This is a genomic window from Frankia torreyi (assembly GCF_000948395.1).
Taxonomy (GTDB): Bacteria; Actinomycetota; Actinomycetes; order Frankiales; family Frankiaceae; genus Frankia; species Frankia torreyi.
This window is the reverse complement of sequence record NZ_JYFN01000013.1, coordinates 13,291-26,428: the sequence shown is the minus strand read 5'-3', so window position 1 is coordinate 26,428 and position 13,138 is coordinate 13,291. Positions and strand designations below refer to the sequence as shown.

The 13,138-nt window shown below is 74.1% G+C and carries 10 protein-coding genes; 8 read left to right on the top strand and 2 right to left on the bottom strand.

Going from position 1 to position 13,138, the window contains the following annotated elements:
• Window positions 1–5 precede the first annotated feature (5 nt).
• Window positions 6–941: an LLM class F420-dependent oxidoreductase gene (locus FF36_RS10390; RefSeq protein ID WP_044884808.1), complete on the bottom strand. Its 936-nt coding sequence runs from the start codon at window positions 939–941 to the stop codon at window positions 6–8.
• A gap of 186 nt (window positions 942–1,127) precedes the next feature.
• On the opposite strand from FF36_RS10390, the gene FF36_RS10385 reads away from it, so the two are divergent.
• Window positions 1,128–1,751, top strand: a complete 624-nt coding sequence (locus tag FF36_RS10385; RefSeq protein WP_082121811.1) for a TetR/AcrR family transcriptional regulator — start codon at window positions 1,128–1,130, stop codon at window positions 1,749–1,751.
• A 220-nt stretch (window positions 1,752–1,971) separates the two neighbouring features.
• The gene (locus FF36_RS10380) at window positions 1,972–3,051 is read left to right on the top strand and encodes a DUF2889 domain-containing protein (protein WP_044884891.1); all 1,080 of its coding nucleotides are present in this window, start codon (window positions 1,972–1,974) and stop codon (window positions 3,049–3,051) included.
• 144 nt (window positions 3,052–3,195) lie between these two features.
• On the opposite strand, the gene FF36_RS10375 is transcribed toward FF36_RS10380, so the two are convergent.
• The gene (locus tag FF36_RS10375; protein ID WP_044884807.1) at window positions 3,196–5,745 is read right to left on the bottom strand and encodes a CaiB/BaiF CoA transferase family protein; all 2,550 of its coding nucleotides are present in this window, start codon (window positions 5,743–5,745) and stop codon (window positions 3,196–3,198) included.
• Window positions 5,746–5,930: 185 nt separating this feature from the next.
• On the opposite strand from FF36_RS10375, the gene FF36_RS10370 reads away from it, so the two are divergent.
• The 6 genes from FF36_RS10370 (at window position 5,931) to FF36_RS10345 (ending at window position 13,116) form a co-directional block, all read left to right on the top strand.
• The gene (locus FF36_RS10370) at window positions 5,931–6,890 is read left to right on the top strand and encodes an ABC transporter ATP-binding protein (protein ID WP_044884806.1); all 960 of its coding nucleotides are present in this window, start codon (window positions 5,931–5,933) and stop codon (window positions 6,888–6,890) included.
• Entirely contained in the window at window positions 6,887–7,783 is an 897-nt protein-coding gene (locus FF36_RS10365; RefSeq protein ID WP_082121810.1) for an ABC transporter permease, read from the top strand. Before FF36_RS10370 ends, FF36_RS10365 begins: the two co-directional genes overlap by 4 nt.
• A 218-nt stretch (window positions 7,784–8,001) precedes the next feature.
• Window positions 8,002–10,308 (top strand): RNA polymerase recycling motor ATPase HelR, encoded by a 2,307-nt coding sequence (helR, locus tag FF36_RS10360; RefSeq protein ID WP_044884805.1) that lies wholly within the window; start codon window positions 8,002–8,004, stop codon window positions 10,306–10,308.
• Complete coding sequence (locus FF36_RS10355) at window positions 10,305–11,681, top strand: sensor histidine kinase (protein WP_052681038.1); 1,377 nt, start codon at window positions 10,305–10,307, stop codon at window positions 11,679–11,681. Before helR ends, FF36_RS10355 begins: the two co-directional genes overlap by 4 nt.
• Window positions 11,678–12,283 (top strand): response regulator transcription factor, encoded by a 606-nt coding sequence (locus FF36_RS10350; RefSeq protein WP_044884804.1) that lies wholly within the window; start codon window positions 11,678–11,680, stop codon window positions 12,281–12,283. Before FF36_RS10355 ends, FF36_RS10350 begins: the two co-directional genes overlap by 4 nt.
• Before the next feature lie 170 nt (window positions 12,284–12,453).
• Window positions 12,454–13,116 (top strand): GOLPH3/VPS74 family protein, encoded by a 663-nt coding sequence (locus FF36_RS10345; RefSeq protein ID WP_044884803.1) that lies wholly within the window; start codon window positions 12,454–12,456, stop codon window positions 13,114–13,116.
• Window positions 13,117–13,138 lie beyond the last annotated feature (22 nt).

The following is a 13,138-nucleotide window of genomic DNA, read 5'->3' as shown; positions in this document are numbered from 1 at the left end:
CCCGCTCAGACGTGCGGGAGCACCTCGGCGGCGATCAGGTCGAGGTGGTCGAGGTCCGCCAGGTCGAGGACCTGCAGGTAGATCCGGCTCGCCCCGGCGCCGTCGGGGCCGAAGGTCGCGAGCCTGGCCAGGATCTCCTCGGGGGTGCCGGCGAAGCCGTTGGTGCGCAGCTCGTCGACCTCGCGGCCGATGCGCTCGGCCCGCCGGGCGAGTTCCGCGTCCGACTTCGCGCAGACGACGACGTTCGCGGTGGAGTAGACGAGGTCCGCCGGATCGCGGCCGGCCGCCGCGGCCACCTCCCGGACCCGGGCGAACCGCTGCCCGACCACCTCGGCGGGGGCGAAGGCGGCGTTGAACTCGGCCGCGTAGGTGGCGGCGAGCTGCGGGGTGCGCCGCGGCCCGGCTCCCCCGATGATGATCGGCGGCCGGGGCCGCTGTACCGGCTTCGGCAACGCCGGGCTGTCGGCGAGCTGGTAGTACCGGCCGTCGTGGGAGAACGTCTCGCCGGGCGGGGTTCCCCACAGCCCGGTGATGATCGCGAGCTGCTCGGTCAGCCGGTCGAACCGCTCCTCGACCGGGGGGAACGGGATGCCGTAGTCGGTGTGTTCCGCCTCGAACCAGCCGGCGCCGAGGCCCAGCTCCACGCGACCGCCGCTCATCGCGTCCACCTGCGCGACGGCGATGGCCAGCGGCCCGGGCAACCGGAAGGTCGCCGAGGTGACGAGCGTGCCCAGCCGGATCCGCGAGGTCTCGCGGGCCAGGGCCGCCAGCGTCACCCAGGAGTCCGAGGGCCCCGGCGACGGATCGCCCGGCCCCATCCGCAGGTAGTGGTCGGAACGGAAGAATCCGTCGAAGCCGGCGTCCTCGGCCGCCCTCGCCACGGCGAGCTGCTGCTCGTAGGAGGCGCCCTGTTGGGGCTCGATGAAGATGCGCAGGTCCATTCGTCCACCCTGGCAAACGGGCGCCCGACCCGCGCGACGGCCCCCGGCCGGGAGGTGGGGTCGGACCCGGGCGGGCGGCCCGACGGTCGGTAGGGTGATCGTCCAGGTCTTCCGGGAGGCGGTGGGGCCGGGAGGGGCATGACCCGCGACTGGACGCGACGAGGGCGACGGCGAGGAGGTGGCGCGGTGGCGGTCCCGGACGACCAGGACGACGAGCGAGAACTGATCATGGACGCCGCGTACCGGTGCCTGCTCGCGAGCGGCGGGGTCTCCGTGTCGATCACCGACATCCTGCACGCGGCGGGCCTGTCGACCCGCGCCTTCTACCGCCACTTCGCGTCCAAGGACAGCCTGCTGCTGGCGCTGTTCCGCCGCGACTGCGAGCGCGTCACCGCCGAGCTGACCGCGTCGATCGCCACGGCCACGACCGCCCGCGAGGCGTTGCGCCGCTGGATCGACGGCGTGCTGCACCTGATGTCCGCGGAACCCCGCCGGCGCCGCGCGCTGATCCTGAGCTCCGAGGAGACCCGCCGGGCCCGCGGTTTCGCCGCGGAGCGGGAACGGTTCCAGACCGACCAGGAGGCGGCCCTCGCGGCGATCCTGCGCCGGGGCGTCGAGGACGGCTCCTTTCCCTGGGCGGATGCGCGGGCCGACGCCGAGCAGATCCAGGCGGTGCTCGGCCGGGCCCTGGACCGCCAGCTCCTGTGCCCGCCGGTCGAGCGCCCCACCGAGACGGCGGACCGGGTCGCCGACTTCGTCTTCCGCGCCCTCGGCGCGTCCACCGGTCGGCCCGCCACCGGCGTGAGCTGAGCCCGCCACCACCCACGGCTCCCGTGCGACGGACTCCGTCCCGGGTTCGGCACCCGGTTGACAGCCGGGCCGACGGGAACAACTCTCCGAAAAAGACGTTTTCATTTGGATAGCCCCGGGCACGGCCACCAGCCGGGACGCGGCGGGCCCGGCGGATCATCCGGCGGGCGGGTCTCGTCGGGACTCGGGAACGCACATCGAGAGGGAGGTGCAGCCGCCGATGACGACAGTTCCCCTGCGGATCCTGCATCCGCGACACGGCATCCACGAACCGACCAGCGGCACGCCCGCCCGCGTGGCCGGCTCGGTCCGCCGCACCACCACGATCGACATGCTGCGCCCCGAGGGGTTCGGCGGCCCGCTGCACCTCGTCGCGCGGGGCCGCGACCTGCGCACCGCCGACGCCCGACCGGGCAGCGACGGCGCGGGCGGCACTGCCGCGGGCGCCGAGGTGCTGGGTGAGGCGATGGTGCACGCCGTGGTGGACTTCACCGCCGGGCGGGAGCTACGGCAGATCACCAGCGACCCGGCGCGCCCGGCGCTGGCCGGGCTGATCGGATACTCGGTCGCCGCGGGCTTCCGCGCCCGGCTCGACGAGGCCGACCCGGCCGTGGCCGCCGAGGAGGACCTGCTCTACCTGCTGCTGGACGACCTGCCCGGCGCGGCGCTCGTCTCCGGCCACGCCTACAGCGCGGCCGCGCAGGACGCGCGGGAGACCGGCACCCCGGCGATCCCGCCGATGCGCCAGGGCGACTACCGGTACGTCACGGACCTGTGCGCGGGTTTCGCCACGGGCGGGACGATCATGAACGAGGTCGAGGCGTTCGGCCGCTCACCCGTAGTGACCGGTCCGGTCGCCCCGTCGCTCGAACGCCCCGGTGACCCGCTGGCCTGGCACGACACGCCGCCGCTGCCCCCGCGCGGCATGCGCCGGGCGCGCCGGGTCGACGTCCGTCTCGACGGCTCCGCCGCCCGCGCCCACGTGGACGCCCTGTTCCGGGACTCCTACGTCCTGCCCGAGGGCGTGGCGACCGTCATCCACGAGTACACCGTGACCGCCGAGGTCGACACGGCCACGTCGACGTTCCTGAGCTGCGAGGCCACGCCCCGCGCGCTGCCGTTCGTCGAGTGCCCGGCCGCCGCCGCGAGCGCCACCCGGCTCGCCGGGATGCCGCTGGCCGGGCTGCGCCCGTTCGTACGCCGGACCTTCCTCGGGACGTCGACCTGCACCCATCTCAACGACACGCTGCGCGTGCTGGAGGACGTCCAGGCGCTGCTCGGCCCGCTGCGGGCCGGCTGAACGCGTTGGCCTCGACGAAAGACGGAGAAGGATTGATGAGCGACAACGTGATGTACGACTCGCCCACGTCCCACCAGCGGCTGTGGCGCCCTCAGCAAGATTGGTCTGCTGTCTCCGGGGCCTGGTCGTCCCTCGGTCGGAGGGTCAGCCGATGACGGCACGGGCCCGCAGGTCCTTGATCTCCTCGTCGCCGTAGCCGAGCTCGCGCAGGATGGCCTCGGTGTGCTCGCCTGCCAGGCAGCCGCCCGGGCTGCGGGTGGCCGACCGGGAAAAGCGCACCGGTGGGCCCATACGCAGGTGGTCGTCGAAGATGGGGCTCACGGCCGGCGAGGCGTACTCGGCGGCGAGCGCCGGGTCGGTCTGCAGCTGCAGCTCCGCGTCCATCTCGGTGACCTCGACGCAGCCCACGTCGGCGGCAGTCAGCCGCTGTTCCCACTCGGCGGCGGGGCGGGTGGCGAAGATCCGGCCGAGTTCGACGGCCAGCTCGTGATCGTGCTCGGCGCGGGCGGCGGCCGTGGCGAACCGAGGGTCAGCGGCAAGGGGGTCGACGGCAAGGGGGTCGGCGGCCAGCTCTACGGCCGGATCCGCCGCGAGGGTGGCGACGAGCGCCGCCCACTCCCGCGGTGTGGGCGAGGCGAGGAACACCCAGCCCCGCGCGGCCGGGTACATCCGGTAGAGCGCGGTCAGGCCGTGACCACCCTCGTCGACGACGGGCCGCGCCGGCCGGCCCGCGTACTCGACGACCTGCTCCAGCAGCGCGTGCATGCCCGTCGCGATCATGGTGACGGTCATCGGGCCGAGGGGGTGGCCACGGGTGCGGGCCAACAGGCCGAGCGAGATCGCCGAGGCCACGCCGAGCGCGGCGAGCCCGTCGGCCTGCAAGCTGGTCACCGCCGCGGCCGACCTGATCCGCACGGAGGCGGACTTGATCTCCGCGAGCGAGGTGGCGTTCGCCGCGCTCGGCGCCTCGGTCAGCGCGATTCCGGTGGCCGCGCCGATCGACGGCGCGTAGGCGGGCCTGTCCCCGCAGGGGCCGTCGGTGCCGTATCCCGGCGCGTTGACGTAGATCAGGTCCGGGTTGACCGCCCGCAGCGTGGCCGCGTCGACGCCGGCCCGCGCGGCGGCGCCGGCGCGGAACGCCTGCAGCACCACGTCGCTGCGGCGGGCCAGCTCGTGCACGATGCACCGGCCCTCGTCGGTGTCGAGATCGAGGGCGATGCTCTCCTTGCCCTGCATGACCCGCACCGCGCCGAGCTCCGGGAAGGGCAGGATCCGGCGGATGGTGTCGCCCGCCAGCGTCTCGACCTTGATCACGCGGGCGCCGAGGTCGGCCAGCATGGTCGTGCCGAACGGGGCCGCGAACATCAGCCCGAACTCCAGGATGGTGACGCCGGCCAGCGGCGGACCGACCGGCGCCGACACGGCGGGATCGGCAGCCGGGACGGCCGCAGGCGGGTCAGCGGCAGGCGGGCCGGCGGAGCGGGCGGCGGCCTCGGCGCGCAGGTCGGCGCCGTGCTCGTCCAGCCGGGGGGCGGGGCGCGGCGGCGTCAGCGGGGCGCCGTCGACGTGCACGAGGGTGGTGGGGCGGCGGACCGGGCCGTGCTCGGCGGTGTCGAGGACGACGACGCGGCCGTCATGACGGATCTGCGGATGGTCCAGCACGCCCGAGCCGACGGTGAACACCTCGGCGTTGATGTCCGGGTTGGTCGCGAAGACCTGCTGCCAGTCCGCGAGGGTGCGCTCCCCGACCTTGCGGATCATGATCTCCCAGAGCTCGGTGCGTAACTCCTGGGTCTCCAGGACGGGTAGTCCCGCCCACTTCGGGTCGGCGAGCAGCGGCGTGAGGCCGAACTCCGCCAGCATCGCCGCGAACAGGCGGGGCTCGACCTGGGCGAACTGCAACCAGTGACCGTCCCTGGTGGGCGCCACGAGCAGCGGGTAGACCAGCGCGCTGACCGGGTCGCCCGCCGGGGTGGTGGCATCGACGGTCCGGTAGGCGTCGGGAAAGCGCACCGCGACGAGGTGCTCGAACCAGCTCCAGGTGTCGATCATGCTGACGCCGCGGACCAGGTCGGCCTCCACGTGCTGGCCGCGCCCGCTCGACTCCCGCTCGACCAGCGCGGCCACGATCCCCTGCACGGCGGTGTGGGCGGCGCCCCAGGTGGCGAAGGCGACCGAGCTGTATGCCGGGCCGGGCCGGGAGACCAGCCGCCGCTTGGCGTGGAACATGCCGAGCTTGGCCATGACCAGGGCCTCGTAGCCCTTCAGGTCCGCCCAGGGTCCGGCCGAACCCCAGCCCGTGATCGCCACGCTGACCAGGCGCGGACTGTGCCGGGCGAGGTCGTCGGGGCCGAGGCCGAGGCGGCGGGCGGTCCTTGGGCGCAGCGTGGTCACCACGACGTCGGCACCGGCGAGCAGCCCGTCGAGCACGTCCCGGTCGGCCGGATGGTGCAGGTCCACGACGACGCTGCGCCGGCCGCCGCCGACAGCCGGCCAGGCCGGCGAGCGGCGCAGCGGGCTGCCCCCCGGCGGCTCGACCCCGACGACGTCGGCGCCGGCGTCGGCCAGGAACTGCGTCGCCAGCGCCCCCGGCATCGTCGTCGACAGGTCGATCACCCGCAGTCCGGCGAGCGGCGGACTCGACACGGGCACCGGGCCGTTCGGTCCCGGCCCGGAAAGGGAGGCAGTGCTCATGTCGACTCCAGACGCAGCCGCGGATCCGGGGAGGATTACCTAGAACACGTAGTTCTACATGTTAGGTAGATCACAGCAAGTGTCAAGAATCGAGATCGGCGGCCGGCGGCACCATGACTGTTGTCATGCGGGAGCGGTGACGGTCATGACTGGGACCGTCGGCGCGCGGCGGGGATCCTTGATCCATGACGAGGAACCCACCGCCGCCTGGCGCGCCGCCACACAGCGTGCATCTCGCCGGCCTACGCAAGCGGTACGGCGGCGTGCGGGCCGTCGACGGCGTCGATCTGGTCGTGGCCCCGGGCGAGGTGGTCGCCCTGCTGGGCCCGAACGGCGCCGGCAAGTCGACGACGATCGACATGCTGCTGGGCCTGACCCGCCCCGACTCCGGCGAGGTCCGGCTGTTCGGCCGCTCCCCCCGCCAGGCGTGCACCGCCGGGCTGGTCGGCGCGATGCTGCAGAACGGCGGGCTGCTGCCGGAGATCACCGTGGGGAAGATGCTGGCGGCCGTGCGCGCCCTGTACCCCCGCGCGCTGCCGACCCGGGAGGTGCTGGCCCGCGCCGGGGTCGGCGATCTCGCCGACACCCGCACCGACCGGCTCTCCGGCGGGCAGCGCCAGCGGGTCCGCTTCGCCCTGGCCCTGCTCCCCGACCCCGACCTGATCGTCCTCGACGAGCCGACGGCCGCGATGGACGTGGCGAGCCGCCGGGCGTTCTGGGCATCGATGCGGGCCTGGGCGGCCGGCGGGCGGACCGTGCTGTTCGCCACCCACTACCTGGAGGAGGCCGACGCCTTCGCCGACCGGATCGTCCTGCTGCGCCGCGGCCGGGTCATCGCCGACGGCCCGACCACGGAGGTCAAGGCGCTCGTCGGCGGCCGGACGATCCGGGCCACGCTGCGCGGGTTAAACGCGGCCGGGCTCGCCGGGCTCGGCCGGCTGCCGGGGGTGGCCCGGGTCGAGGGCCGCGGCGACGCGGTCACGCTCACCTGCCCCGACAGCGACGCGGCCCTGCGTGCGCTGCTCGCCGCCCACCCGGCCGCCGAGGACATCGAGGTCGTCGGCGCCGGCCTGGAAGACGCCTTCGTGGCGCTGACCACTGACGACGCCACCGACCCCAGCGCCCGACAGGAGATCACCCGGTGACCGGCAACCCCACAATCGCCTCCACCACGGCGGGCAGCTCCATGGCGGCAGACCCCACGGCCGCCTCCGCCACGGCCGCCTCCACCCCGGCCGCCACCTTCGCCGGCCCCCTGACCGGCGGCACCCGGGCCGGCGGCAACGGCACCGCGGACGCGGTGCTGACCTACGTCCGCTACGTCCGGTCCGAGATCACCCGGGTCTGGCGCAACACCCGACTGCTGATCTTCACCCTGCTTCTGCCGATCATCCTGTTCGGCGCGTTCAGTGCCGGGAGCGAGGGCGACCGCCTCGGCGACCTCGCCGTCGCCCCCTACATCATGATCAGCATGGCGTCGTTCGGGGCGATGAACGCCGTCCTCGGCAGCGCCGGGCGGATCGCGACCGAGCGGTCCATCGGCTGGAACCGGCAGCTACGGCTGACCGCCCTGACCGGGCCGCAGTACGTGCTGGCCAAGGCGACCACCGGCTTCACCCTGGCCGTGCTGCCGATCGTCGCGGTGTTCGTGGCCGGCGACGCGATGCGCGGGGTCCGGCTGTCGGCCGGGACGTACCTCGGCGCGGGCGCGTCGATCCTGCTCGGCCTGGTTCCGCTCGCGGCGTTCGCGATCTGGCTCGGCTACCTCGTGCGCCCCGAGAACATGCAGGCGATCACCGGTGGGGTGTTCAGCCTGCTGGCGCTGGCCGGCGGGATCTGGGTGCCCGTGGAGAACTTCCCGGGCTGGCTCGCCGACGTCGTGAAGCTGCTGCCCATGTACTGGTCGGCGCAGGCCGGGCGGGCGGTGCTCGCCGGCGGCTGGATCGGCGGGCGCGGCCTGGTGACCCTGGCGGTGTGGACCGTCGTGCTCGGCGCGGCCGCCGGCCGGGCCTATCTGCGAGACCAGCTCCGCACCTGACCGACGCGCACCTAGGAGAGGCAGTACTCACTCTCCTCCATTTTTAATCTATAGCACACTGGGGGGCTTGCGGCAAGACCCGGGTCGTGCCGCAGAATCGCTGGCCGAGGCCAGAAGCTGCGGCCAGAAGCTGCGGAAGAGGAGAGTCGCGGAATGCGGGTGTTGTCGTCGACGACGAGGTCGCGCGGGGTCACGAGCCCCAGATCGGACCTGATGCCGTGAACCCCCTGGCCACCAGCGCGTTCGACCTTCCCGACCACCTCGGTCCCAAGGCCGACCCGAAGCTGATCGCCGGCGACGAGCGGCACTTCGCGGCCATCGCGGAAAGCCTTGAGCAGTCGATCGCCGACCTGTCCGGCCGCCTCGACGCCGAGCGGATGGCACCCGGCGGCATCGGCCAGGCGGCGATGGACCGGGACCTGGAGATCCACCGGCTGAGCGCTCGGCTGCGCACCCTGCGGCGGTTCGGGTTGGACCTGTGCCTCGGCCACATCGTCCGTGTGGACGACCCCGAGCCCCTGTATATCGGACGACTCGGCCTCACGGACAGCGCGGGTCGTCGGCTGCTGCTCGACTGGCGTTCCCCCGCGGCGGAGCCGTTCTTCGGCGCGACCCACGCCAACCCGATGGGTCTGGCCAGCCGCCGCAGGTATCGCTGGACCCGCGGTCTGATCAGCGACTACTGGGACGAGGTGTTCAGCACCCAGGCCATCGCTGCGCGAGTGGCCCGGGGCCCCGCGTCGGACGGGTTCGACGGGCGCGCCGCGCTCGACGACCAGTCCGCCTTCATCGCCAGCCTTGGCGGCCACCGCTCGCCCCGGATGCGCGACGTGCTCGGCACCATCCAGGCCGATCAGGACGCCATCATCCGCGCGGGATCCGACGGCGCTCTCGTCGTCGACGGCGGTCCGGGGACGGGGAAGACCGTCGTCGCGCTGCACCGCTCCGCCTACCTGCTCTACTCCGATCCTCGGCTCGGTCACCGCCGGGGCGGCGTGCTGTTCGTCGGTCCGCACCGGCCCTACCTGGCCTACGTCGCCGACGTCCTGCCCGGCCTCGGCGAGGAGGGCGTGCAGACCTGCACCCTGCGGGATCTCGTCGCCGAGGGAGCCGCGGCGGAGATCGAGACCGACCCGGACGTGGCCGCGCTGAAGTCGTCCGCGAGCCTGGTGAAGGCGATCGAGACGGCCGTCCGGTTCTACGAGGAGCCGCCCACCAAGCCGATGACGGTCACGACCCACTGGTCCGACCTCCAGCTGAGCGCCGACGACTGGGCTGAGGCGTTCGACGTACCGACGCCCGGTACCGCACACAACGAAGCGCGCCAGGAGGTCTGGGCGGAGCTTCTCACGATCCTGCTGGACTCCCACGAGGCCGCTCACGGCAACGACGTCCCGGCCGACCAGCTCCGCAGGTCGCTGCTGCAGAACAGGCAGCTGCGGGCGGCCTTCAACCGGGCGTGGCCGCTGCTCGACGCGGCCGACCTCGTCGCGGACCTGTGGTCGGTGCCCGCCTACCTGCACAGATGCGCTCCCTGGCTCAGCCGCGGCGAGGTGCGGCAGCTACAGCGCGGCGACGCCCGCGCCTGGACGGTGTCCGACCTGCCGCTGCTGGACGCGGCGCGGCAGCGGCTCGGCGACCCGGCGGCGGCGCGGCACAAGCGTCAGCGGGACGCCGCCGTCGCCGCCGAACGTGAACAGAAGGCCAGGGTCGTCGACAACCTGCGCGAGGCCGACGACGAGTACGGCATGGGCCTGGTGACGATGCTGCGGGGAGAGGACTTCCACGACGTCCTGGTCGACGAATCCGCACTGGCCAGCGCCGACCCGGACCTGCTCGCCGGCCCGTTCGCGCACGTCGTCGTGGACGAGGCCCAGGAACTGACCGACGCGCAGTGGCAGATGCTGCTGCTGCGCTGCCCGTCGCGGAGCTTCACCATCGTCGGGGACCGGGCCCAGGCCAGGCACGGGTTCACCGAGTCGTGGCAGGAGCGGCTCAAGCGGATCGGGCTCGACCGGATCACGCTGGCCCCCCTGAGCATCAACTACCGGACGCCGGCGGAGGTCATGGCGCAGGCCGAGCCGGTCATCCGGGCCGCGCTCCCGGATGCCAACGTGCCGACCTCCATCCGCAGCAGCGGCGTCCCCGTCGTGTACGGATCCGTCGCCGAGCTGGGCTCGATCCTCGACACCTGGCTCGCCGCGCAGGCCGACGGGATCGCCTGCGTCATCAGCGTCGGCGACGACGGTGCGGCGATCCCGGCGACGCCCCGCGTCCGGTCACTGACCCCAGAGCTGTCGAAGGGGCTCGAGTTCGACCTGGTCATCCTCGTCGACCCGGAGGCGTTCGGCGACGGCATCGAAGGAGCGGTCGACCGCTACGTCGCGATGACCCGGGCGACCCAGCAACTCGTCATCCTCCGGCGGACCGAGCAGCCTGAGCGGACCGAACAGGCCAAGCAGCCTGAGCGGACCGTGCGGGCCGTGCGGGCCGTGGGGACCGGGACCGGGCGGGTCGGGGGGTGAGGACGACGGCCGGGTTGTCCGGCTCGGCCGCGGGCCGGGCGGCCACGGCTGGGGCGCTGCGCCGCTGGCTGTTGCAGCCGGCGCTGCCACAGCCGGGGCCGCCGGATCAGCGGGGCCGCATCGGCATGGACCCCTGGCGCTGGCGCCGGGTCGCCGGCGTGTTCCTGATCTATCTCGGCTACGCCGTCTCGGACATGTTCGCCCTGCACGACGGCGCCGGCATCATCGTGATCGGTTTCGCCGTGCTCGCCGCGTTCAGCCTGCTCTACCTGTGGGTGGTCCCGCTGGTCGCCTTCCGCGGCCGGCGGGAACTGCGGGTGCCGGTGCTGGCCGCCATGACGGCCTGCATCATCGTGTATCTGCCGGTCGTCGGCGGCGGTGGTCTGGTGATGACGGCCTACCTGGCCGTCGCCCTGGTCCTGCTGCTGCGCCCGGTCGTGTCCCTTCCGCTGGTCCTCGTGATCGCGACCGTGGACACCTGGCTGCCCGAGCACATCGCGTGGTGGCAGACGCGCGGCGCGCTGTGGTCGCTGTCCGGACCGGTGCTGTTCGCCGCGCTGATCGTGTTCGGGGTCCGGGCCGGCGCGCGGAACCAGGTCGAGCTGTCCCGCGCCCATCGGGAGATCGAACGGCTGGCCAAGGAACAGGAGCGGCTGCGGATCGCCCGCGACCTGCACGACCTGCTCGGCCACGCACTCACCACGATCACGGTGAAGGCGGAGCTCGCCTCAAAGCTCGCGGCCCGGGACCCGGCGCGCGCAGCCGGCGAAATGGCCGAGGTCGCCGCGCTCGGCCGGCAGGGCCTGGCCGACGTGCGGGCCACCGTCGCCGGCTACCGGGAGGTGAGCCTGGTCACCGAGCTCGCCGCGGCCCGTCAGGTGCTCGCTGCGGCGGGCATCCGGGCCGAGCTGCCCGCGTCCGTCGACGAGGTGCCCGGGGGCCTGCGGGAGCTGTTCGGTTGGGTGGTGCGCGAGGGCGTGACCAACGCGGTGCGCCACAGCGGCGCGAAGCACCTGCGCGTCACCGTCGACGACCGCAGCATCGAGGTGGTCGACGACGGCATCGGCCCCGCCGACGCCGCAGGCCATGGCGACGCGGCGATTTCTGCCGTCGGCGCGGGCCCTGGCGTCGGCGCAGGTCCTGGCGGGGGCGCGGGCCTCGCGGGGCTCTCCGAGCGGGTCGCGGCGGCGAGGGGCCGGCTCGAAACCGGGCCCGCGACCGCGACCGACCTCGCGTCCGGGGCGATCGGCCCCACGCCCGGCTTCCGGCTGCGGGTCGTCGTCGCGCCACCGGCCCCCGCGGCTCCCCCGAACCTCCAGGTCACGCAGGCGATCGGCGGCCCTACGGACCCGACGGCGACGGCACGCCGATGATCAGGGTGCTGCTGGCCGACGACCAGCATCTCGTCCGCGGCGCGCTCGCCGCGCTGCTCTCCCTGGAGGACGACATCGAGGTCGTCGGCCAGGTCGGCCGCGGCGACGAGGTGGTCGCCGAGGTCGGCGCGCTGCGCCCGGACGTCGTGCTGATGGACGTCGAGATGCCCGGCATCGACGGCCTGGCCGCCGCGGCGGCGGTGCGCGCCACCGCGCCGGCGACCCAGGTCCTGATCGTGACCACCTTCGGCCGCACCGGCTACCTGCGCCGGGCGATGGAGGCCGGCGCGCTCGGCTTCGTCGTCAAGGACGCGCCCGCCGAGGCCCTCGCCGCCGCGATCCGACGGGTCGCCCGCGGGGAGCGGGTCGTCGACCCGACCCTCGCCGCCGCCACCCTCGCCGGCGGGGCGAGCCCGCTCACCGGCCGGGAGCGGGACGTCCTCGTCGCGGCCCGCGACGGCGCGACCGTCGCCGACATCGCCAGGCGGCTGTTCCTCTCCGAGGGCACCGTGCGCAACTACCTGTCGTCCGTGATCGCGAAGACCGGCACCCGCAACCGGATGGAGGCCCTGCGCGCCGCCGAGGAGTCCGGCTGGCTCTAACGCCCGACTCGGGTGCAGCCGGAACGGTTCGGTTGTCGGCCGGGCGACGGATGATTGCGCTCACGACAGCGAGGGCATGATCCTCGCCTGCGGAGTGGGACCTCGATCCCACCTCGTTCGATCTGGGGTTCGATCCCGGAGAGGCTTGATCCTGGAGGGGGACGACGGCCGTGCTGCTCGCCGAGGACCTGCTGCTACTCGCGCTCGACCCGGACCGCGGGACTCCGGTGAACTCCTCCCGCCAGCCGCTGGGCGTGGCGCTGTGCGGCGCGCTCGTCGCCGAGCTGGGGCTCGCGGGGCTGGTCACGGAGGACGGTCGGCGGCTCGCGCCGATCGGTGCCCGTCCCGCGCACCCGCTGCTCGCCGACGTCCACGCGGCGCTCGGCACGGTCCGCGGGCGGCGGGCGGCCGACCAGTTCCGTCGCCTGGACGGGGCGGTCGGCGGAGTCTGGTCCCGGGTCGTCGACGGGCTCGTCGACACCGGGGTGCTCGGGCGCCGGCGTGACCGGGTCCTGGTGGTGCGGATCACTCACCACCCCGTGCTGCGCGGCGAGGTGCGCGACGAGGTCGTGAAGCGGGTGCAGGCGGCCGCGGTCGGCGACGGGCCGCTGGACCCGCGCACGGGCACCGTGCTCGCTCTGTCCGGGCCGTCCCGCCTGCTGGAGGTGGTCGCTCCGCAGCGCGCCGACCGCCGCCACGCCAAGGCCCGCATCGCCGCGGCGACCGAGCAGACGCCGGTCGCGCCGATCGTCCGGAAGGTCATCCAGGAGGCGCAACAGGCGGCGGCCGCCGCCGCGACCACCGCGGCCGTCGCCAGCACAGCGTCGAACTGATCGGGATCCGATCGGGACGGGA